Below are 24394 nucleotides of genomic sequence, written 5' to 3' on the forward strand. Positions count from 1 at the left end.
GCACGGAATCACGATATTATGCAATGATTCGGCATGGTTCGGTTATTCTATACGATAAGCGATCTGTGATCGAATCATTATGTCTTGTTCCTGTCGAATGAGGTCACATGCTCTCGGGTGATGGCCGGCAGATTTCGACATAGAGCATCCGTGCCGGGATTGGATTAAGGAGGGAACTTCGTGCTTCAACAGTTGGAAAGATGGAACCGCCGCATGAAAAAGTGGCTGTGGCTGCTTGTTATCGTCGGATTGGTGGCTGCCATACCAGTTGCTGTCCAGCGGGTTCAGACGGAGCAATCATCGAATCAAGTAGAATTGGTTGTGAATTATCGCAATCTGGTGGAGGCTGCCGCTTATGCACCTCATCCGGCGAATGATTTGAATGAACAGCTCGATCGGTTGAAGGAAGCCGGCGTCGTATCAATGGCCATGTTCGAGAGCTCGTTGGCCGAGCTTCGCAATGCCAATCGCGTCCTGCTGTATAACTCTCAGGATGCGGCTGTGCTCGATCAGAAGGCGCCGCCTCTCAATGAAAATTATACATATGTGCTCTTCACGAGTCCGGAGGATGCGGAGCGGCTGTCCCCGATGATCGAGAAAACGTTCCTCGGTCTTGATATTCATGTGCGCCTGTGGAGCGGGAGGAATGGCCTTATTATCGAGGCGCCTGTAGAGAGCGCATCCATGAAGCCGCTGCCGCAGGATCCGATTGCGATCGAGCAACTGCTCGCCAAAGGGTTCCACATCGTGCCGCGGCTGTCCGACGTGCTCCCGTACAACCAGGAGCAGGTGGAAGCACTGCTGAAGAGCTATCGCGATATCGGCGTGAAGACGATTATATTTGACGGCGAGTCGGTCAAGGGCTTCAATGATGATCTAGAAATGAATAGCCTGACTGCATTTGCCGGTTTGTTGAAAAAATATGATATTGCGATTGCTGCCATCGAAGGATTGACGGTGGAGCAAAAAGGGCTGAAGAAGCTGGCGTATTTGACGGACTATAATGTCATCCGCCTGCACTCCATTACTGATCAGGAAGCGTTCAATGAGCCGAATGTGCTGGGTGATCGGTTGTCTCTCGCGACCAAGGACCGGAATATTCGGATGATTTATTTCAATATCGGGATCAAGAAAGATTTCACCAAAGCCGAAATCGTCAATTCGATTGACAATATGCTTCACAGCTTGCAGGAACCTGGCCATGCCATTGCCTCAATTGAAGCCAATGGATATACGTTAGGCCAGGCGGAAGCGTTCCATGTCGTCGATGCGCCATGGCAGCGCTATGCGAAGCTGCTGGTCGTCGTCGGCGGAGTTGCGATGATCGCGCTTATGATCTCGTTCTTCGTTCCTTACGTGATGCTGCCGGCCTTCCTTATCGGCCTGATCGGCAGCGCAGGCTTGTTCGTACTGAAGCCGAATCTGCTGGTGCAGGCGCTCGCTCTCGGTGTTGCCATCAGCGCACCGACGATCGCGATGGTGCTTGCTGTCCGCCGGGTCGATATGAATCCGACGGTTACGGCGGGGGGAGTCCGGTTGGCCAAAGCGCTCGGATTATTCCTTCGCACCACGGTGTTGTCGGTCATGGCGGTTCCGTTCGTGATTGCGCTGTTGAATCATATTACGTACAGCCTAGTGCTGGAGCAGTTCCGCGGCGTCAGCCTGCTTCATTTCGTGCCGATTGTCTTGACCGCGCTGAATCTGTTCCTATATCGGGGCGAATCGGTATTCAAGGAAAGCAAGCGGTGGCTGTTCATGCCGATTACGGTGTTGTGGGTCGTAGCTTTGGGCGTCGTTGGCGTGGGCGGGCTGTTTTACCTGTCCCGTACCGGCAATGCCGGTACACTGCTTCCGGGGGAAGCGACCTTCCGGGCGCTGCTGGAGGATACGATTGGCGTCCGTCCGCGCAATAAGGAGTTCCTGCTGGCCCATCCGCTGCTGATTGCGGGCGCCTTCATTGCTTATCGCTACCGCTTCGGTGCCTACTTGTTCATTCTTGGATCCATTGGCCAGTTATCCATGGTAGATACGTTCGCCCATATCCATACTCCGGTCATGATTTCGCTGGTTCGAACCGTATTGGGCATCGGGCTTGGCATCGTGGTCGCGCTTATCTTCGTGCTGATCTGGACTATCATTGAAAGGTGTTGGGAGGCATGGCGGCCGAAGTTCGAAGCATAGCGCTGTCTGGTTATTACGGGTTCGGCAACAGCGGAGACGAGGCCGTGCTGCTGTCGATTCTGACCGCGCTGGAGCGGGCGGGCCAGGAGCAGGGCATCCGGATTCAACCGATCGTCCTGTCCGCTGATCCGATAACGACCTCCAGGCTCTACGGGGTGCAAGCGGCGCACCGGATGAAGCCCGGCGAGCTGTGTGGCGCGATCCGCGAATGCGACGGCTTGATTAGCGGCGGCGGCAGTCTGCTGCAGGATGCGACTAGCTGGAAGACGATCCCGTATTATTTGGCGGTATTGAAGCTGGCCCAGTGGTTCCGCAAGCCGACCTTCATTTATGCACAAGGGGTGGGGCCGATCGGAAGACAGGCCTTCTACCCCTATATCCGCCGCGTGTTCAACAAATCGGCTTATTTGTCCGTTCGCGATCCGGAGTCGGCGGAGTTGCTGGCCCGCATGGGCGTGAATCGGGAACGCATCGATATCGTTCCCGATCCGGTTATGGGGCTGGAGCTTCCGCATCGCCGGGGAGCCATGGAGGAGAACGGGCTGCATGCGGAAGGGGACGGAAAGGGTTTTGATACCGTCGGCCGTCCGATCGTAGGCGTGTCGCTTCGCTTCTGGAAGGACGATCGCTCGGATATGCGGGCGATTGCGGAACTGTTGAAGCAGGCGGCCCGCAATCGGCCTGTGCATCTGCGCATGCTCCCGTTCCACGGGGAGGCGGATAGGGACGCGTCGCAGTATGTCATGGACCTGCTGCGGGAAGAGGCTCCAGCCTGGATCGGGGATGCGGATTCCGCTCAGGGCGAATTGGCAGAGGGCGGCGGCTCGGTAATGAGCCTGTGCCCGGCACAGGAGCATCCGCAGGCCATGCTGTACGAGGCCAGCCGTTGCCGCGTGCTCGTCGGAATGCGCCTGCATTCGCTCATCTATGCTGCTTCCCAGGACGTTCCGATGGTCGGCATATCCTACGACCCGAAGATTGACCAGTTCTTGCACCGGCTTGGCATGACGGCGGCCGGTTCGACGGACAGCCTTGACAGCAAGGCTGCGGCTGATGAACTGGAGAAGCTCCTGGATGGTGCCGACAGTTGGCGGGAGGAGCGGCGGAACGCGATTGCAGCATTGAAGGGCGAAGCGATGACTCCTGCGCAACATATCGTCCGCAGGCTGCGCGAGAAGATATAAAGTGGGTGATGCATGATGGGCCATATCGACAGTCTGGCGGAAATACCCGCCGTGTCTATCTATGGAATCCGCTTTTCCAAGCTGAATATGAAGGATACGGTTGCCTGTCTGGAGAATGCAATAATAAGCGGGCATTCGATCCAACTGATTACAGCCAACCCGATCATGGTGATGACGGCATTGGAGAATGATAAATTCATGAATGTCATGCAGCAGGCTGATCTGATCATTCCGGATGGGACAGGCATCGTATGGGCCGCGAACTATGCAGGCGATCCGGTGGCGGAGCGGGTAACGGGCTTCGACTTGCTGCATGAGCTGATGAGGGCAGGGGAGGTTCGCCGGTGGAAGGTATTCCTCCTCGGCGCGGCGCCTGATGTGGTTCAAGCTGCAGCGGAACGGTTGCGTCAGCAATATCCGCTGGTTCAGATCGTTGGCGTCCGTGACGGCTTCTTCAGCGAAGCGGAGGATGAGGCGGTCGTGCAGACCATTCGCGAGGCCGCTCCGGATATTCTGTTCGTCGCCCGGGGCCTCGACACGCAGGAGCCGTGGATTGCGAAGCATCGCCACCGGCTGCAGGTTCCACTGATGATGGGAGTCGGGGGAAGCTTCGATGTCATCTCCGGCAGCAGTAAGCGCGCTCCTCTATGGGTGCAGCGGCTGCGGCTGGAATGGCTGTACCGCTTGCTTCGGGAGCCGAAGCGCTTCGGCCGGATGATGGCCTTGCCGAAGTTCGCTTGGAAAGTGATGCGCGATAAAGATAAGGTGACAAAAGTGCATTGAAATGGAGCCCGTGCTTATGATCTCGTACAAATGCTCCATAATCTGCTGTTGGAATTTCCCTAATGAACGGAGTATAATTCAATGCGGTAACATAAATGGGGGTTGAAACAACCGATGATAACCTTATATGCAATAGGTGGACTGGTTGCTTTGCTGCTGGCCACCGGTTTGACGCCGCTAGTTAAGAAGTTCGCGATAAAAGTCGGTGCAGTCGACGTGCCCAATGTACGTAAAGTGCACACCCGCATTATGCCGCGCATGGGCGGATTGGGGATTTTCGCTGCTTTTGTGATTACGTTATGTTTATTGGCATTATTTGTTCCTGACATCTTGTTCGGACACCGTGATTCCAGCTTAATATGGGCGTTGCTCTCCGGCGGCGCCATTATCGTGCTGACGGGTGCGCTGGATGACCGCTTCGAATTATCGGCCAAGGTGAAGCTGGTCGGTCAGATCATCGCCGCCTGTGTTGTCGTGTTCGGATTTGATCTGACAGTTGACTTCGTCAATGTGCCGTTCGGCGACCAATATTTGAATATTGAATCCTGGATTGCCATTCCGCTGACGATCTTCTGGATCGTAGGCGTGACGAATGCCATTAACCTGATTGACGGGCTGGACGGCTTGGCTGCTGGTGTATCCGCCATTTCCATTGCCACCATTCTCGCCATGGCCGTCTTCATGGGCAATACGATGGTTATCTTATTGTGCGCCGTACTGCTTGGCAGCATCATCGGGTTTTTGTTCTTTAACTTTCACCCGGCGAAAATATTTATGGGGGATACCGGATCGCTGTTCCTCGGGTTCGGCCTGGCGGTGTTGTCCTTGCTAGGCTTTAAGCAGATTGCTATCGTCTCGTTTATTACGCCGCTCTTGATAATTGGCGTTCCATTATCGGATACGTTTTTCGCGATTGTGCGCAGAGCGGTGCAGAAGAAGCCGATTTTTGCACCTGACAAGGGGCATTTGCATCACTGCTTGCGCGAGCTGGGTTTCAGCCACCGCAAGACGGTGCTCATCATCTATGCCATTGCCGCTTTCTTTGGTGTACTGGCTATCATTCAGTCGGTGGCGGCCTCGCATGATGCGAATTGGGTGACGTTTGTTGTGATCTGTATTCTGATCGTATCGCTTCAGCTCGGCGCCGAGATCATCGGTATCGTCAGCAAGACGAAGCGCCCGTTGTTGAATATGATTCATCGCATGCGCGTGAAGGCAAATGCGGATTCGCGGTCGGAATAAGGACTCGCGCTGTAGATAGAATCAAGCTTGCTCCACAACCGGAGCAAGCTTTCTTTGTGTTTTTACCCCATGTGTAGGGTGTGCCGGGACTGGCTTTTTTGTCAAGAGGTAACTCGATTTTGGTAATTGCCTAAAAAATATGCGATGTAAAACCGATAAAAAGAGGTATGTAGCGTTGGAATAAATACAATCATATGGAGGCGATACAATGCGTGCTTGGCTAAAACCATTGTGTATGCTGCTCGTCATTGCCTTGATATCCGCGTCGATTCCGCTGGATATGGCCAAAGCGGCAGATGAAGATGATGCCAGATATTTTCACTTTTCCAATTTGAGCACAGTTAAAGAACATCCGACCCAGGTCAATACCGATACGATTGAAGTGCAAGGAACCTTCAACGGGGTTTCCTCAAGTACGATCGGCTATCGGGTAGAATTGGAAGTTAACGGCGAAATCGTTAATACGGCGTATGGAACCGATGTGAAGCCGACGATTAGCGGAAACTCGTTTATTTTCCGCGCGGTTCCGCTGCAGACGGGATTAAATATTGTAACGATCACCGGTCTCGGACCGAACGGCAACACGGTAGAGGCGAGCGCCTTTGTTGAATTCAGCAACGTGCCGGCTATCTCCGACATCAAGCTGTCGGACGGCAGAGTGCTCGAATCCGGCATGCCGCTTATTTTTAAAGGCGACTCGGCCTCTCTATCCCTCAAGGCGCCGAATGCGTCAATGGTGACGGTGAACGGGCTCCAAATGTTCAACGGCGGAGCGGGCACGTTCGTCTCTTCCGGGATTGTGCTTCAGCCCGGCTTAAATGAGATCGTGATCGTGGCCACGAACGGCAACCTGACGTATACCCTTACGCGTTATATTATTTCATACAATGGCGCTCTTACCGGCTATGACACCTTTATTGGTACCAGTGCCATTGACGCGACGGCGAATCACTATGTGTCCGCTCCGGTCAGCGGCACGGTCAAAGGGAAGTTTATCGTGCCGAAGTCGCAGCAGAACAACACGCCTGCACCACCGAGCGTCGAGGTGGTCATTACACAGGATAGCGATGGCTCTGAGGTGTTCAAGGAGTCCGGCATCACGAACGTGACGAAGAAGGAAGAGGGATCGGATTATATCGTTTATGAGTATGAGACGGTCGGTACAGCTTCTCCGCCTTCGACCGGGAAGTATAACTTGAACTTAAGGGTTGCCTTCGATGGCCAAACGCGGGTATTCCCTAATCACTTCACGGTCAGAGACGCGAATGCGGCTGAGATTGTAGCTGTAAAGCAACTGTTCAACCCGCAGGAGAGCGGAGGCACGGTATCGTTCAGTGCGGAAGCAACGTTTGCCCAGAACAGCACCTTGTTCGAATTGCCGCTCTATTTGAAGTTGGAGTTGAACAATTACGCCAATCAAACGATTACGGTAACCGATTGGCAAAACAACAAGCAAGTCGGAGCGCCTACGTTCCAAAGTGACACTAACTTGAAGACGGCCAACGGTGAACCGGTCATCCGCATCAATATGATGCCGGCCGGGGAACAGACGCTGAAGATCGAAGTCGGCGGGGAGATTTACGAGATTAAGGTAAGCTATGCGCCAGGTCCTTATATTAAGCTGACGAACGTATTTGACGGCAAAACGTTCGATATGGCGGATGGACTGTCTCGAATCCAAGGCCGCCTCGTCAATTTCAATCTGCAGAACACGACGGAAATGGATCAAACTTATATTACGTTTAACGGAAAAAAAGAAAAGCTAACGGGGATTAGTACCGCGACTGGAGATTTCGATCATCCGCTGACAGGCGGACTGGTGGCAGGCCCGAATAAGATTACGATCGACGGGGTAGCGAACGGAATTCCACTTAGCTATACAATCACCGTATTCTTCTTCTCAAAGGATGTTCCGGCGATTGTGAAGCTGTATCCGGTGCCGGCGGCAACCGATACGGCCAATCCGAACAAGGAAGATACGGAGCAGAAATTTAAGCTCACGAATGATTATGAATACGTGACGAAGGAGCGTTCGGCTGACGTATGGGTGGAAATCCAGAACGCGACCTCGATGAATGTGTCTATCGATGGCAAGCTGGTCGCGACTCTGGACGAGAACGGCTTAGATAACGGCAGCCCGAATACAAATCCGGCGATTCTATTCAAGGAAAAGAATCCGGCGACGGGTTCCTACTTGTTCTTGCTGCACAACCTGGAGTTCCCGACTTCCGGCAAGACAAATGTGAGCATTGAGGTGCGTAAAGGGGTTGCGACGGCTCGCCAGACGCTGGAGATTACGCGCGAGCAGAGTCCGTTCGAGATCCTATCTCCGAAGCTGCCGGAGGAGAGTGTCGTAAACCAAAACTTCTTAATGGTAAGTATTCGTGCGGAAGGCGCGGATCAGGTGCTGATCGGCAAGCAGGAGCTGGTGAAGGGCGAGCAGGATATGTTCCGGGGCGAGATTACGCTCAAGAAGGGCAAAAACACAATCAAATTTACGGTTGTGCAGGGCGATCAAAAGATTAACGGCTCATTTGAAGTAAACTATGCGGATGCCGCATTGCCAGGCGCCCAATACAAGACGACGCTCGGCAAGAACGGCAAGCTGTCCACCTTCGGAGGCGATCTGGTCGTGCAGTTGCCGAAGGGCACGATGTTGCGCGACATGAACCCTAGTCCGGGCCAGACGCCGAAGGAAATTCAGTTGTTCGACAGTCAGAATCTGTTGTTTGGCATCGCCGACTCGGATGATGGGCGGACGATTACGCGCGAGAACCAGGTTGGCGTGCGTAAGTCGGTAATCGGTGGAGACGATGAATTCCTGGATGGCCAAATCCGGCGGATCGAACCGGACGAATTTGCGCGCAGCGTGCTGTTGCCGAAGGCGCATTTCGGACTCGGTTCCCAACTCTATTGGATCGATGCGGGATATTTCAGTTCAGAAGATAGTGTTCTGAATCAGGATTATAAGCTGGTCAGTCCGTCGCATCCTTATGATGAGTCGAAGAAGTTCTACGAACGCGGCGACCGGATGTGGCTCGAACCGACCCAACGCGGCACCATTACGATTAAGTATGATCCGATGATCGTGAACGAGCAGGCGCGCAATATCGCCATATGGCGTTGGAACAATACGAACAATTCTTGGGAAAATCTCGGGGGAACACTGGACACGAAGAAGAAGACCGTTACGGCACCGTTCGACGGCTTCGGCTACTATGCCGTCTTTGGGGTGCGCTACAGCTATGACGATATTATTTCACATAAATATGCCCGCAAGAGCCTGGAGTTGATGCTGTCCCGCGGGTTCATGAAGGCGAAGAACTTGAATGAGTTCGGGGTATACGACAGTATTACCCGCGGCGAAATGGCGACGATGCTCGTGAAGATGCTGAATATTCCGCTGGACTACGATCCGGATAACTTGACTTTCGATGATGTAATCAACTACGAGGTTCCGGATCTGCTATGGGATTACCGCTATATTGAGACGGCTGCCCGCAAAGGAATTGTCCGTGGTCTCGCTCCACGCCTGTTCGCGCCGAACAGCGAGCTGACCCGCCAAGAAGCCGCTGTGATGATTTCACGCGCTCTGAACTTGAAGATTGGCGACCCTGATAAGGATCTGGCCAACTTGCAGAAGACGTTCACAGACGCCAATCTCATCGATCACTACAGCATAAGCCCTACCCTTGCCGTGACGAAGGCCGGTCTCATTAGCGGCATTCCGAACGCGCTGCAGGAGGGCCAGAAGAAGCAGACGTACCGCTTCGATCCGAAATCGAATCTTACGAGGGCCGACGCTGCGGTCATTGCGGAACGCGTCTTGAGTAAAATAAAATAAGCGGTCATTGTTTAACCCGTTCCTGCGACGGGTAACAGAAGGGAAGAGCCGAACTGTGCTTCGGCTCTTCTTCGTCTGCATTTGCATTTGCCCCCCCAATTCTGTGAGAGGTTGTGCAAAATTGTTGTTCGTGGGTGAACTTACATTGGTTGGCAAACATTAGCCCGTGACGAATGAATTGAATCGCGCTATACTGTTTCTTGTGACAACGAGTGGTTCTTGCTTACAAAACTTCGCACATAAGAAACTCGGCGGAATGTGAGGCAGAGTCATGCACTATACATGGTGGACAAGCGGTGTTTTTGAACTCTTCATGAAGCGCCTGAAAAAGTTGAGAATTTTTTTTAAAAGCCGCAACTTTTTCGAACAACGTGCGTTTATATACATGAAGTTGAAAAACAAAGGGATAAATCCATTAGTGTTCCCTGTATTTCACAAAAATATGCTTTACGCTAGTCGTTTGTCATTGTATAATGTTTAGAGTAGTATGAACATTTCTACTTATTCTCATTTGTTTACTAGTTTCTGTGGCATGTCTCATGTTACAGACTTAATTTTTGAATACAAGTCGCTCTTAACTCTGGGAAGGGGGTGAATCGGCGAATGAGGAAAATGAGCTATCAATTTTCTAAGCAAGATTCTCAACAAACGAAGGAATTTAGAGGAGGAGACAAAAAGGTTATGAAGAAAAGATTGGCAATGCTGCTTTCCGTGGCTATGGCGTTCTCCATGTTCGCTAACGTAGCTTTCGGTGCTGATGCAGCTAAGACGACACAAGAGAAGTTTGATACATTGAAAGAAGCTGGAGTATTTGACGGGTATCCTGGATCCGACGATGCACGTCTGGATCAAAGCCTGACTCGCGCTGAGTTCGCGAAAGTGGTTGTTAAAGCTCTCGGCTTGAAAGAAGTAGAAGGCGTGTACTCCTACAAGGACAAGAACTATGGTCCTAACCACTGGGCAGCGAAATACATTGAAGCAGTTACCGATGCAGGCATGATGCAAGGTGTCAACACAGCGAAGAAACTGTTCGGCACGAACGACAACATTACCGTTCAAGAAGCGGCTAAAGTTTTGGTTCTTGGATACAAGCTCGATATTCCGGAAAACTCCCAAAACAACGCTTCTGACTGGGCGAAGGACTACTTCCAAGCTGCAGTTGACGCAGGTCTGATTTCCAAGGATGCAAATCCTAAGGCGAGCGCAACTCGCGCTCAACTGGTAGAAGCAATTTACGCGGCCGATGAAATGGCTAAAGGACCTAAAGTTGAGTCCACAAAAGTCATCGATTCGACAAACGTTGAAGTAACAATGTCCGACAAGGAAGTAGTTAAAGTCGAATTGAAAGATGCTCTGAAAGCCAATGTAGAAACGGAAATCACGTTTGAATACAAAGGCAAAGAGTACAATGCGAAGGTTACTTATGTCGTGACCGATGCAACGAAGGTTGAATCCGTAACAGCTGACAACCTCCGTGAAGTTCATGTTAAATTCGATGGTGAAGTTGACCCAATCACGGGTGAAGACGAATCCAGCTACTCTTTGAACAACGATGGAAAAATCAAATCCGTCAAATTGTCTGCTGACAAGCGCGAAGCTGTTTTGACAGTTTACGTCGGGTCCGATGAAAACACAGGCCTTGTTAACCAAAAAGAATACAAATTGACGGTTAGCAATGTCCGCGCTGGAAATGCGGTTATTACAGCGAAAGACATTAAATTCTCTCCAGTTGATTCTGCGGTGCCTACCGTAGACAAAGTGGAAGCTTTGGGAACGAAAGCAGTCAAAATCACTTTCAGCGAGCCAATCAAAAAGGCGACTAACAGCAACCTGAAAATTGATGGCACAATCGTTGGTGGTTCGACCGATATCACTGGCAACACAGTTATCTTCAAACTTTACAGCACGGTTTCTGTGGGAGAGCACACCCTGTCCATTGAAGGTGTGGAAGACTTCGCAGGCTTCAAAAACATTTTGACAGAGCAGAAATTCAATGTAGTTGAAGATAATACAGCTCCAACTATTGAGAATGTTGAAAAAGCTACTTTTGAAAAAGTAACATTGAAGTTCAGCAAGCCTGTTGACAAGTCCACAGTTGCTTCCGGCAATGTTTACTGGATGCAAGGATCCACGAAAAAGTATGCAAATAAAGTAAATGTTATTGCTGATGATGTATACGAATTTGAATTCAGCGAATCGAATCGTTTGCTGTACACTACCGATCTGTATGTAACGGGTGTTAAAGATTACTCCAACAATGCAATCGCTAGCGATGCTAAGATTCAAGTGAATCCAGTTGTTGATCAAACTCGTCCAGAAGTTATTAATGTTGAAGTCGAGGATGATTTGAAAACAATTGAGATTAAATTCTCGAAGTCTTTGAATGCTGATTCTGCGAAGGAAAGCAAAAACTATGTTATCAAAGATAAAGATGGCAAAGAAGTTGCTAAGCTGAAAGAAAGCATTAAGCTTGACGACAAAAAGGTTACGATTTCCCTGTTCCAGAAGTTGGATGAAAGTGAAAGCTATACTTTTGAAATTACCGGTGTAACGGATAACACAACATTGAAAAATGTAATGATGCCTTACTCCGCTAATTTAGAAGTAGGTAACGTATCGAAGCCTAAACTCGAAGCTATTACAAAAGTTAGTGGTACTGACAATCAAATTATTGTAAGCTTCAGCAAAGAAATGGCTACAAGTGGCGAAGGTTCGGTTATCGAAGCGAAATATTACGCGTACGAATTGACATCGGGCGGCGGTAAAAAGGAACTGCCAGAAGATACATCCTTCAGCGTCTCTTCTGATCGCAAATCGGTAATTATTACGATGCCAAGAGATGAAGTGAAAGTTGAAGACATTAAGATGTTCTATGTTCAACTGGTTAAAGACACGGCTGGCAACAGTCTGAGTGGATTGCTTGACAACAAACAACCAGTGGAAGCAGAAGCGCTTAAAGCTAAGGAAGTTGCAGCTACTTCCAGCACGGTGATTGAAGTAGAATTTGATCAAACCCTGCAATCTGGATCTGCTGCAGTATCGGATTTCACGGTTTATGCGGGAACTTCTACACTGTCCATATCCAATGCGGTTGTTGATGGTTCGGTAGTTAAACTGACTTTGTCTGATTCCGATGAACTTAATGCAGATGCTACATTCGGCAGCAGCAATAAAGCAGTTACAGTAACAGTTCACAAAAATGGTTCTCTTGTAACTCCGGCTGGAAAACATGTTGCCGACAAGCAAGAAAACATTACAGTGGCTGACGAAATCAAGCCAGAAGTAGACAAACTTGCAGCAAAAACTGTAACTGACGATACGTATGCGGTGGATGTTATCTTTAACGAAACATTGGCTGCGGGTCTTGATGCAAATAAAATCGTTTATGACTTTGAAGTGAAAGCGGATGGAGATACATTGACTCCAAACGTTGACTTCACGGTAGAAGTAGATAGTGGAACTACTAATCGTATTACGATTAAGCTTACTCCAGCAGTTTACGCTAAATATGCTGGTAAAGACAATTTGCTTGAAGTTCGCGTTAAGCCTTTCCCAAGCTTCATCAAGGATGTAGCAGGTAATAACGCCGAAGGTTCGGATGATTTCGAAGCAGCATACATTAAGTAATCATTTGTTTCATAATTAAGAAAAAGAGCTTGCCTTAGGGCAAGCTCTTTTTTAGTATGACGAAAGTGTAATATTTCTTTTTGGTTGAAACCGAAACTTTCTTAGCATATGGAGCGTTTAATAGTATAAGAAGACTCTAAAAGAGTATAAGAAGAGTTTATAATGGAGGTTATCAAATTTGAAAAAAAATGCATTTGCTCTAATATTAACTACATCGTTGTTTTTGACACAAACGGGCTCTCTTTTGATGGTATCCGAGAATGCTTCCGCTGCTCAAGCGAATACAAAATCAATTTCAAAAAATAATCAGCAGCAACAAAACTCCCAAGTACATACGTTAGCGGAACTTAAGCCAGTAAACATGAGTGCCAAAAGCTATGTGAAGTTATCAGACGTAAATATTGTCTCTCAAGAAAATGCTAATATTTTAACGTACACGTTGACTTATTATAATAATGACAATACAGCAATGCCATTAATTGATTATTGGACGCGGGTAAAAACAAAAAGTGGAACCGTCTATAGTTCCAGCTTGGTGACAAGTGATAAAGATAAAAATAAGGTGCCCCCACAATCTCAATTAAGTGTTACGTACTATTCCAAAATTGCACGTCATTTAAAGGCAACGGACTTAACTTTTACGTTTCTCAAGTGGGATTTCAGCAAGCCTAAATTTGAAAATCAATTGGGCTCATTTGCGATTCCCGCAAATTATATCACTTCGACTCCAGCAGGGAAATCACGGACAGTAAGCATCAACGATGTTCCCGTAAAGGCGAGTATCGGGCAGTTTATCACCTTTCCGAATGACGATGATAACTTCGTAAATGTGGCGCTGAACCTAGAAAATGCAGGATATCAGTTGCTGGATGGAATAAGTAGTAAATTTGTTATTCGCACAAGTAAAGGGGCTACCTATCCTCTTGTTGCGGACGAAGCAAGTAAAGATATTAAATTACGTCCTAATGAGAAAAAAACGCTTAATTTTATGACGAAGATTCCAAAAGGAATTGATCTTGCGAATTCAGAACTACAAGTTTTAAATGAAGATGAAACGATAAAAGCGGATATTGCAACCGCAACCTTTCAACTTCCGACAGCAAATTCCCAAGATGTGACAACTACCGAATATGAAACGAATGTAATTGCGGTAGATAACACAAAGCTTCAAACCCAAATTCAAACCTCATGGGCACTGCATGGAACGGATAAAAATAACGTAGTCATTAACTTTAGTATTGAAAACATCGGATCGAAATCAGTGAAAGTGCCTAACTATAAATTTGTTTTGTTCACTAGCAAAAACAATCAATACATTATCGACACACAACAACTGGAAAACTTGACGTTAAAGTCAAAAGACAAAATGACGCTTCGCCTTAGTGTTGAGGTACCGAAAGAAGAGGACCTAAACAAATTAACACTTCATGTAAATCGACCGTCAGATTCGGAGTCGCAAGAAACTCAATATGAGTACCCTGTAGGAATATATAAAGTGCCTGCTCCGATTTTGATGGAGAACTCAATCGGACAGGAATACCATGTTGAGAATAAATACGGCACATTCGGTCTTTCCTTAGAAAATATTCAGCGCTTGCCATGGATAGATGGGGATATGCTCTCGGCAAAGGTGAGCATTAGAAACAAAGATAATTCGACAGTGCAGCTTCCGAATATGGAGGGCGTATTTAAAATCGACTCTGCAAGCACAAGTGGAGGATCGAAGTTAATCTCGGCTGATTCATCGATGATTATAGGGCCAAAAGCTAGTTTGGATCTCTACGTGGTAACGAAGATTCCTTACTATTTGGACTATAGCCAAATTCAAGTCGCTTTGTTAGAGAAATTTTCTGATAGTAAAACGTTGGAAATGTTTGAATTTATGAATTATGGAGACCTTAAAGAAATACCAACGGTGTCATTTGGATCGGTACACGAAATGGAAACACAGGGAAGAAATGCTGAGCTTCAGGTTCGAACCACTCAAGTATACCCTGGAACTTCATCAAATATTGTGTACACAGAATTAGAAATGAAGAACCTAGAGCAGAGACAGGCTGATTTGTCGCAAATGGTAGCTTATTATAAGTCTAAGGATGGACAATATTATAAGGCTGACATGATCCAAGTGGACAAGGCAACGAGTCCAGAAGGGAAAAATATAGTGGTTGCTTGGTCCAAGCTGCCAAGAAACTTAAGTACGGAAGACATGACCTTGGTGATTGGTGAAGGTACGACAAATGATAAGTTTACCGCACCAAAAGAGGAAGCTACCGGTTATATTAATGCAGTTCAGATGGCTCTTCTATTTAAGCAACCACAAATGAAAAATGATTTATATAATATTGATCTTTTCCCTTACACGTTAAACATTAAAAATCTTTATGGTGCATTAAGCGACACGGGTGTACGGGTTGAATTTGATTATAATCTGAAGCGAGACGATGAGTTTGAGATGGGAGAATTCAAGCATAAATTAGTCATGGAATTAGTGGATACGTCTACGAATACGTCTTATGAGAAGGAACTGACATTTGAGAACGATCTGAAAGAAGGATCTAATCAGCATGGAACCGTGACTTTTGACGGAAGTGTATTTGAAAAAATTAAGACGGGTTCATTTAAGATCTATATTCATGATAAATTTGAGGACCAAAAAATCCCTTTGGCAAATCAAGGTTTTTACTACAATACGACACTGTAAGATCTCTCTTGATCCCCTCTTCATGAGGGGATTTTAGACTGTCGACAACGTTCTGTCGGCAGTCTTATTTTTTTATAAGATAATGCAACCATCACTGTATTCATGTAGCATGAGCTGGGAATGCGGGCAACATTTCCTGAGGTTGGTTCGACTCCTTGGGCAGCATAATAGGTACAACGATATGTGAAGGAGGAATCATTCCATGGGAAGAAACAAGCTGGTTCCTGACAGTAAAAACGCACTTTATCAAATGAAGTATGAGATTGCTGCTGAATTCGGATTGCCTGTGGCTCATCAAGGGGCATACTTGGGGATGGATACGGAATTTGCATCTGAACTGGGGAGCGTGCCCACCCAACCGGCGGCCCATCGCGATGACTGGGGGCATCTGACATCCCGCGATGCCGGCTCCGTTGGCGGAGAAATGACAAAGCGTCTTGTTACACATGCGTTGCGCCAAAAATAGGAAAAAGTAGAACTTTCATTGACAGTACCCGACAAATGCAGTAATATGATTTTTCGAAGGTAACAACCTTTTCCATCAAGGAAAAGGTTCATTTTTTGTTTAGGCTGCTCACAAGGGAGCCATATTAAGGGTAGGAGGTCGAGTCCTATGTCATTCAAAGGACGCCATCTGTTCACATCCGAGTCCGTAACCGAAGGACATCCGGATAAAATATGCGACCAGATTTCCGATGCGGTGTTGGACGCCTTTTTGGCTAATGATCCGAACGCCAGGGTTGCATGTGAAGTATCCGTTGCGACGGGATTGGTACTTGTAATCGGTGAAATCAGCACTAAGGCGGATTATGTGGATATTCCATCCATTGTCCGGAATACCATTAAGGGAATCGGATATACACGTGCCAAGTATGGGTTCGATTATAATACGTGTGCCGTATTGACCTCGCTCAATGAGCAGTCGCCTGATATTGCTCAAGGGGTGAATGCAGCGATTGAAACTCGTAACGAAAGCGAAATGCAGCAGGAGACAGCCAATATCGGAGCGGGAGACCAGGGCTTGATGTTCGGCTTCGCTTCCAATGAGACGCCGGAATTGATGCCGCTGCCGATTGCGTTGTCCCACCGGATTGCACGCCGTCTGTCCGCGGTGCGCAAAGACGGAACTCTGCCTTACCTGCGTCCTGACGGTAAAACGCAAGTTACGATAGAATATATGGATGGCAAGCCAGTGCGTGTTGACACGATTGTCGTATCGACGCAGCATGCGGAAGAAGCGACACTGGAACAAATCCAGAAAGATATTCGTGAACAGGTTATCGCGCCTGTCGTGCCGGCTGAGTGGCTGGACGAGAAGACAAATTATTTTATTAACCCGACCGGACGCTTCGTTATAGGCGGTCCACAAGGCGATGCTGGGTTGACCGGACGCAAAATCATCGTCGATACGTACGGCGGCTATGCCCGCCATGGTGGCGGTGCATTTTCCGGCAAGGATCCGACCAAAGTTGACCGTTCTGCTGCGTATGCGGCCCGCTATGTGGCAAAAAACATCGTAGCGGCTGGCCTGGCCGATAAATGCGAGCTCCAACTGGCGTACGCTATCGGTGTAGCGAATCCTGTATCGATTAGTGTAGATATGTACGGCACTGGTAAAGTAAGTGAAGAAAAGCTCGTTGAACTTATTACAAATAATTTCGATTTGCGTCCTGCCGGCATTATCAGCATGCTGGACTTGCGCCGCCCGATTTATAAGCAAACGGCTGCCTATGGCCACTTTGGACGTACGGATATTGATCTCCCGTGGGAACGCACCGACAAGGCCGATGCGCTGCGCGAGCAAGCTGGAGCTTAATGCATTTGTGAACCTTCTTCTGCCCTATGCGGCGGAGGAAGGTTTTTTTGTTTTCATAGATAACTTGGCTCTAGTTCTAAAAAAAATACTCTTCCTGACCGACAAATAAAGTAAAACTGTCTTTCGGAAGGAAAGGAGCAAACAGCAATGAAGAGATGGCTCTCCGCCTTACTTGCCATCGTAATACTACTAAGTGGAGCGATAGGATGGGGACCCGGTATCGTTCAAGCGGATCCGACTACAGTCAGCAATCTGTCTGCAGATCAGGTTGCGGTCTTACCGGCACCGGACGAACGGAATGCCCCACTAAAGTCAGAGATCAGCATTCACTTTCCGGAGCCTGCGAGCATGGTGGGTGGACACATCGTAGTCATGAAGGAAGGAGGGAATCCGCAGTATTTTAATAAAGATGGAAGCGCAGGGATGGGCAAAGTCGTTTCAACGGATTCGCTAACCTTCAAATTGCAAAATGGACCTGTCCTGGAATTGGGAGCAACCTACCAGGTTACGATTGATGCCACTTTTGAAGACCGTGCGACTCACCAAACCGTCGCTATCGGAAAGAGCTGGTCCTTTACGGTCAAATCTGCGCCGGGTGTGGAGTCTGTATCCCCGAATAAGGAGAAGGATGTCAGTGTAACTCCGACGCTAACAATCAACTTCAAGCAGCCGGTGAAAGCAGGGACGGGGACGGTTCAGGTTTATAAATATAATCAAACCGTTGTCTGTACTTTGAAGGCTTCTGATTTTGTGTTGGATGCGAATAGAATGGTGGCTACCTATTCATTTACGGACAATCAAAAGCTGGACGCCGGCACCGCTTACTATGTACAGCTCGTCAATCGTCCGTTTGTGGATGATGAGGATATTGCGATATCCGGTTACTCCGATCCGGCGTCGTGGTTTTTTGAGACGGCACGCGGGGTAGACACCACTCCGCCCACGCTTGTGAAGAAGGCTCCGGAGGGATCGGGTGTATCCGACAGTTCCCGTTTGGAGCTTACATTTGATAAACCGGTTTATCAAGGCAGCGGCGAAATTTTGATTACACTGCCAGATGGAACGGTTAAGGACAGAATCCCGGTTACGGCACTGACAGGCGGAGGCACAAATACGCTTCAATCGAATTCGCTGCAAAATCTTGTGAAGAGTCAGAAATATATAGTTGAAATTCCGGACGGGGCTTTCCGGAATGGCGACGGTTATTTCATAACGAAGCAATCATGGGAATTCCAAACGATTGCCGCAGATACGTCGGCTCCGGTTATTTCATCCTATGAGCCATCGCGCAGCAGTGTTGGCGTATCGACATCGAAGGAGCTTATCGCTGCATTCAACAAGCCGATTGTATATAGCGGAAGTGGTGTGGAACTGGTTCGGCAAGGCTCATCGGTGAAGGAAACGATTGAGGTTGCGATAAAAGATGAAAAAGAACTCAGAATTGTCCCTAAAAACAAACTACAGGATAATACCGTCTATGCGGTAAATATTGCACGTGGAGCGGTAAAGGATCGCTATGGAAATGAATTCCAAGGAATCACAAATGGTTGGACCTTCTCGACCGGATTAACGGATCGTAATCCGCCAACGATCGAAGAGATTAACATGTATAACAGCTCAGTGATTCAGATTCACTATAATAAGGCATTAGATACGAGCGTCAATCCACCTGCCAATGAATTTACGGTCACGGTGAACAATCAGGAACGCCCGGTGGACAATACCTATACGTCAGGCAACGATGTCTATGTAACGTTGGAGAGCGGCGTGTCTGTCGGACAGGATATCCGGATCAGCTATGCCGGACGGTTCGGCCTTATCCGCGATACATTGGGCAATGTGGCTGGGGCCTTTAGTGCCCGCGAAGTAGAGAACAATGTGAACACATCGCTTTCTAATATTAAAGAAAGCTATATCTATAATAATAGATTAGTCATTGTTCTTAATGAATCGCTAAAGACCGTATCCACGAACGCGTATAATCAGTTCACCGTTACGTTCAACGATTCGACTGTCGGAGTCGATGAAATTTCAAACAGCGGCTCGTACATCTATCTTACGTTGAGTCGGCATGCTTCCGATGGGGATGTGATCAAGGTGAGCTACACGCCGGGCAGCTATCCGCTTGAGGATACGCGCGGAGGAGTCATCTCGGCGTTCGAGGGCGTCTTCGTGCGCAACACCCATGACAAGCAGCCGCCGCAACTGACGGAGACCGGGGTTACAGGCAATCGGTTAACGCTAACATACAATAAAGCGCTAGACAAAAACTCGATTCCGTTGGTAAGTCACTACTCGGTGCTTGTGAACGAAAAAGCCCGGTATGTGACCAAGGTCGAGATGAAGGAAAACCAAGTCTTCCTGACATTGCAATCGGCTGTGCTCAAGACCGATAGCGTTACGGTGTCTTATGTAAGAGGCAATCCTCGATTGAAAGACTTGAACGGCAATTATGCCGCGAACCTGAATCTGATTTCGGTCGGAAATACGACGGACAGTGAGGCGCCGGTTGCGCAATCGGCCAATTGGTCTTCGCCTTCTATTGTATTGACCTTCAACAAGACGTTGGAGAGCATGCAGTTCTCCACAGGCGGATCGTTTTATGTTCGTGCAGGCAGCCAGCTTCTGTCGGTTAAGCAAGTGACTGTCAGCGGCACGAAGGTAACTATCGAGCTGCTGAATCCGCCGGCGAAGACAGATAATTTGACAGTGAGCTATACGACGGGCGGAACGAAACCGATCCGATCAACATCAGGCGCGGAGATGAAGGCGATTAGCAATATGAGCGTGACGGTCAGTCTGGAGGACCTGGCAGAGGCCAATTTCGTCAAGGTGGCGAAGGATACGTCCTTCATTGACTCCATGTTTGTGCTCGTGGATGATGCGGCTCAGAAATCATCGGATCGTGGTACCAGCGGGCAGGTGGTCAGCCGCTATACATTGGATGCGACCAAGCTGAAGACGGCATACCAATTCGTGGCAAGCTCGGGCGGCACGGATAAGCAACTGATGGTTGAAGTGCCGTCGGAAGAGGCAGGGGCACGGGTGTCCATTCCGTTGAGTGCATTTGACTCTGCCTATATTACGACGGAGCCGGTGCTGTTCGCCATCAAGTATGGGAATACGCTGTATGGCATCACGATCAGCCGCGATTCGATTATTGAGATCGTGCAGAGCTTAAAAGGGTCGATCTCGAACTCCTCGCTGTTGATCGAGATTGAGCCGGCCGACAAGCAGGAGACCAACATCGTAAGTGCGTTGAGCCGGGTACAGGCGACGGCGTTAGTGAAGGCGCATCAGTTTACACTGTACGGTTATTCCGGCAGCCAGACCAGCGAAATGACCGAGTTGAGCATGGAAGCCGTCATCAAAATGAGAACGACGGATTCGGTAACGGCCAACCGGACCGCGATCGCCGAATATCAGCCGAGCTACAGCCAACTGGCCTATCTGCCGACGAAGCTGTACCGCTCCGGTACGGTCACGGTCGGTATGGTCGAGGTGAAGAAGAGCACGCTCGCTGTGTTGACGATCGGCAACAAGGTGTATCTGGATGTGCCGGGCCACTGGGCCAGCAATGATATGATTGCGATGTCAGCCAAGCTGATCATGGATGGGCGAAGCAGCACGAAGTTCGAGCCAGGCAAGCCGATTACGCGGGAGGAATTCGCGATCGCTATCTCGCGGGCTCTCGGATTGGAACCGAATGCGGATGCGGCCAAGCGCTTCCCGGATGTGAACAATTCCACGATCAACGGGGCCTATATCGGCGCAGCGATAAATGCAGGCATCATCAGCGGGTTCCCGGACGGCACCTTCAAGCCGAACGATAGCATCACCCGGGAGCAGTTGACGCAGATGATGGTGCGGGCGTCGGAGGCTGCTGGACACAGTCTGCCTAGGACGGCAACGACGGTGCTGAACGTATTCAAAGACAGCAACCAAATTACGAAGCTGGGAGCTCCAACCGTAGCCCAGGCCGTAGAAGCGGGATTGATTCAAGGTGTGAAGCGGGACAAGTTCGATCCGAAAGGATCCGCAACGAGAGCCCAAGCGGCTATCCTCCTGCAGCGGTTGTTGAATTCCATTGATTATATTTCGACGAGCTTCTAAGTTTTAGCAGCAATTCAGCGCAGGGTAGAGAGGCTCCATCCTTTGTCGGGGAACAGAGGATGGGGCCTTTTGTCGTTATATGTCCCGGGAAATATAGGACATTTGGTTGCAGAAAACGCAACTTTTAGTAGAATAGAGTCGTCTAAATGTAATATACCAGTAAGGAAATGGGAGAGTAGAAACATGAAAAGAATCAAAGCATCCAATAGGCGGATGCCGAAGCGGTACGCAGGTGTCCGGGTGGCCGTTGTATTGGTGTTGGCGGGAGCGTTGTTGATGCAGCCTACAGCCGGCTGGGGTAGGGGAACTCCGGCGGTCGTTGAAGCGAGCGGATCCGTTCAGTCGCTCAAGAAGGTGAGCGAGGAGATGATCACTTTCGGGGCAAAGCTCGTAACCTATCAATATACGGCGGTCCGCAATAGCAAGACGTATACGACCATGCTTACTATTATTGAGGCGGATCTGAAAAATCCGTATATTAAGCTCGATGTCATGACCGGACAGAACGGCCAGACGGCGGTGGGCCAGACGGTTACGCGGATGACGAAGGAAACCGGCGCTGTGGCGGGTGTGAACGGAGACTATTGGATGTTGAGCGCCGATAGCGTGCCTCTGGGCGCCTCGATTGATGACGGGGTCCTGATCACGAGCCCCGCGGAACTGCAGGGCATGTATGCCTTCGCTGTCAAGCAGGATGGTATGCCGACCATCGATCAATACCGGTTCGAAGGCAGCATCGAGCTGCCGGATGGCCAGACATTCCCGCTCTCGGGAATCAACAAGATGAAGTATAACAAGGAGCCGGGCGGCGAGCACAGCCATCTCAACGCGCTGTATATTTATACGAGCGCATGGAAGGGAACGGTCCGTCCGAATGATAGCTCGACGACCCCGACGGAGGCGCTTGTCCGGAACGGCGTGGTTGAACAAATGTCGGAATCGGGCGCGCTGCCGATAGAGGTTCCGGAGGATGGCTATATTTTACGCGGACACGGTACCGCGGCGCAGTTCATACGGAACAATCTGCAGGTCGGGGCGACTGTGGAGGCGGATTGTCATCTTATCGCAGAGAGCAATGGCCAGTCGGTTGATCCTTCCTCCTTCCAGATGATGATAAGCGGACACACCTTGCTCGTCGACAATGGCCAGACGGTCAGCTTCACCCGGGATACGAGCGGAATCAGCGGCGGCTCGCCAACGGCTAGAACGGCCGTCGGCTACTCGAAGGACGGGCGCTATGCGTACCTCGTAACGGCTCAATCGAACAGTGTCAGTTCGGGATTGACATTGAAGGAATTCCAGCAAGCCTTGACCGAGGCCGGCATATGGCGAGCGGTCAACCTGGACGGGGGCGGCTCGACGACGATGGCCAACCGCCCGCTGGGCGAGACGGAGACGAAGCTGACCTTCGAGACGAAGGAAGGCGGCAATAACATCCGTTCGGTCGTCAACGGAATCGGTGTATATACGACGGCTCCGCAGGGAGAAGTCAAGGGCATGATCTTGTCCGGAGAAAAGACGCTGTTCATCGGACAGCAAGCGACCTTTAGCTTGAAGGCCTATGATCAGCACTACAATCCGGTGGATGCCTCCATGGCTGACATCAAGTGGAGCTCCAGCAATGACAAGCTGAAATGGAACGGCTCCGTTTTTACGGCGATGAAGTCCGGAACTGCGGAGGTAACGGCGACGTCTGGCGGGGCAAAGACAACGCAGAAGGTTCAGGTTATTGGGGCCGATCAAGTCGACGAAATCAATATTGCCGCTTCTTCAGCACCGCTTGTCGCCGGCACGAAAGTCACGCTGCCTGTCAACGTAACGCTGCAGGATGGCAGTACCGCGACATTGCCAACCCATTCCGTCCAATGGGAGTTGCGCGGATTCAAGGGCACGGTAAGCGACGGTGTTCTGAACGTTGATTCCGTGCCGGACGGTGCGAAGATCGGGTACGCGATTGCGAGCTATGACGGCGTGCGGGCGATGATTCCGCTCACTCCGGGAGCGGAGAAGAAGTTGGAAGACTTCAATTCGGTCAACTACCCGGTATCGTTCTCCGGCTTGCCGAAGAACGCAACAACCGGCAAGGTGACGGTGGAAGGCGGGTTCGGCGGCCGCGCTGCCAATGATAAGGTGATGAATCTGTCCTATGACATGACGTCCGGAACGGGCGACAAGTTTGCTTATGCTGAACTCAACGGCGGCAACGGCATCACCTTGCCGGGCGGAACGAGCGGAATGAAGCTGGACGTCTATGGGGATAATAGCTTCAACAATTTGCGCATGGAGATTCATGACGGCTCGAAGGTGCACTATATCAGTGTTGTGGAATCGGTGAACTGGGAAGGATGGAAGACGGTAGAGGCCGACCTGGCCGCCTTGAATCTATCATCTGGAGCGAAGCTGAAGCGCATATATTTATATAATCCAAAAGAGGATCAGGATGAGCGTGTGCCGCAGGGTACGATTGCGCTCGACAACCTCATCGTCAAGCTTCCGACCGAAACGGATACCGTCTTGAGCCGGCCGACGATGGAATTGAAGGTAGGCAGCAAAACGGTGCAGTTGAACGGGGAGAAGAAGCAACTGGATGTCGCTCCGTTGCTCTTGAACGGCGTTACGTACGTGCCAGTGCGCACCATCATTGACGCATTCGGCGGAGAGACCGACTGGGATGCGAAGACGAATCGGGTAACCGCGCTGCGCGGCAATTCGATGATCGACATGACTGTGGGATCGAAGTCTTTTACCCAGAACGGAAGAAAAAGTAAGTCCGACGTCGCTCCGATTGTCCGGCAAGGTCGTACTTTGGTCCCTCTTCGATTGGTATCGGAACAAATAGGCCTATCTGTAAAATGGGACAAAAAAATGAAGTCCATAACTATCCGTTAATATGGTATGAT

General features: G+C 49.6%; 11 protein-coding genes. All 11 read left to right on the plus strand.

Annotation, left to right across the window (positions count from 1 at the left end):
- Positions 1-180: 180 nt before the first annotated feature.
- The 11 genes from PPOP_RS01550 to PPOP_RS01605 all read left to right on the plus strand — a co-directional run bounded on the left by PPOP_RS01550 (position 181) and on the right by PPOP_RS01605 (position 24383).
- Positions 181-2181 carry a DUF5693 family protein gene (locus PPOP_RS01550; RefSeq protein WP_006284259.1) on the plus strand — a complete coding sequence of 667 codons (2001 nt, stop codon included), beginning with the start codon at positions 181-183 and terminating at the stop codon, positions 2179-2181.
- Positions 2157-3365, plus strand: a complete 1209-nt coding sequence (csaB, locus tag PPOP_RS01555) for a polysaccharide pyruvyl transferase CsaB (protein WP_006284260.1) — start codon at positions 2157-2159, stop codon at positions 3363-3365. The genes PPOP_RS01550 and csaB overlap by 25 nt, the downstream gene beginning before the upstream one ends.
- A 15-nt stretch (positions 3366-3380) precedes the next feature.
- Entirely contained in the window at positions 3381-4148 is a 768-nt protein-coding gene (locus PPOP_RS01560) for a WecB/TagA/CpsF family glycosyltransferase (RefSeq protein WP_006284261.1), read from the plus strand.
- Positions 4149-4262: 114 nt separating this feature from the next.
- Positions 4263-5390: a glycosyltransferase family 4 protein gene (locus tag PPOP_RS01565; protein ID WP_042226975.1), complete on the plus strand. Its 1128-nt coding sequence runs from the start codon at positions 4263-4265 to the stop codon at positions 5388-5390.
- A gap of 208 nt (positions 5391-5598) precedes the next feature.
- Positions 5599-9234 carry an S-layer homology domain-containing protein gene (locus tag PPOP_RS01570; RefSeq protein WP_006284263.1) on the plus strand — a complete coding sequence of 1212 codons (3636 nt, stop codon included), beginning with the start codon at positions 5599-5601 and terminating at the stop codon, positions 9232-9234.
- A gap of 603 nt (positions 9235-9837) precedes the next feature.
- A complete protein-coding gene (locus PPOP_RS01580; RefSeq protein ID WP_052516566.1) occupies positions 9838-12861 on the plus strand; it encodes an Ig-like domain-containing domain in 3024 nt (1007 codons plus the stop codon).
- A gap of 178 nt (positions 12862-13039) precedes the next feature.
- Entirely contained in the window at positions 13040-15565 is a 2526-nt protein-coding gene (locus PPOP_RS01585; protein WP_006284265.1) for a hypothetical protein, read from the plus strand.
- A gap of 202 nt (positions 15566-15767) precedes the next feature.
- The gene (locus tag PPOP_RS01590; protein ID WP_006284266.1) at positions 15768-16031 is read left to right on the plus strand and encodes an alpha/beta-type small acid-soluble spore protein; all 264 of its coding nucleotides are present in this window, start codon (positions 15768-15770) and stop codon (positions 16029-16031) included.
- Positions 16032-16178: 147 nt separating this feature from the next.
- Positions 16179-17381 (plus strand): methionine adenosyltransferase, encoded by a 1203-nt coding sequence (gene metK, locus PPOP_RS01595; protein ID WP_006284267.1) that lies wholly within the window; start codon positions 16179-16181, stop codon positions 17379-17381.
- A 147-nt stretch (positions 17382-17528) separates the two neighbouring features.
- On the plus strand, positions 17529-21494 hold the full coding sequence (locus PPOP_RS01600; RefSeq protein ID WP_006284268.1) for an Ig-like domain-containing protein: 3966 nt from the start codon (positions 17529-17531) through the stop codon (positions 21492-21494).
- Between the two features lie 183 nt (positions 21495-21677).
- Positions 21678-24383, plus strand: coding sequence for a stalk domain-containing protein (locus PPOP_RS01605; protein ID WP_042226981.1), 2706 nt, complete (start codon positions 21678-21680; stop codon positions 24381-24383).
- The last annotated feature ends 11 nt before the right edge of the window (positions 24384-24394 follow it).

It is taken from the genome of Paenibacillus popilliae ATCC 14706, from assembly GCF_000315235.1.
GTDB lineage: Bacteria > Bacillota > Bacilli > Paenibacillales > Paenibacillaceae > Paenibacillus_B > Paenibacillus_B popilliae.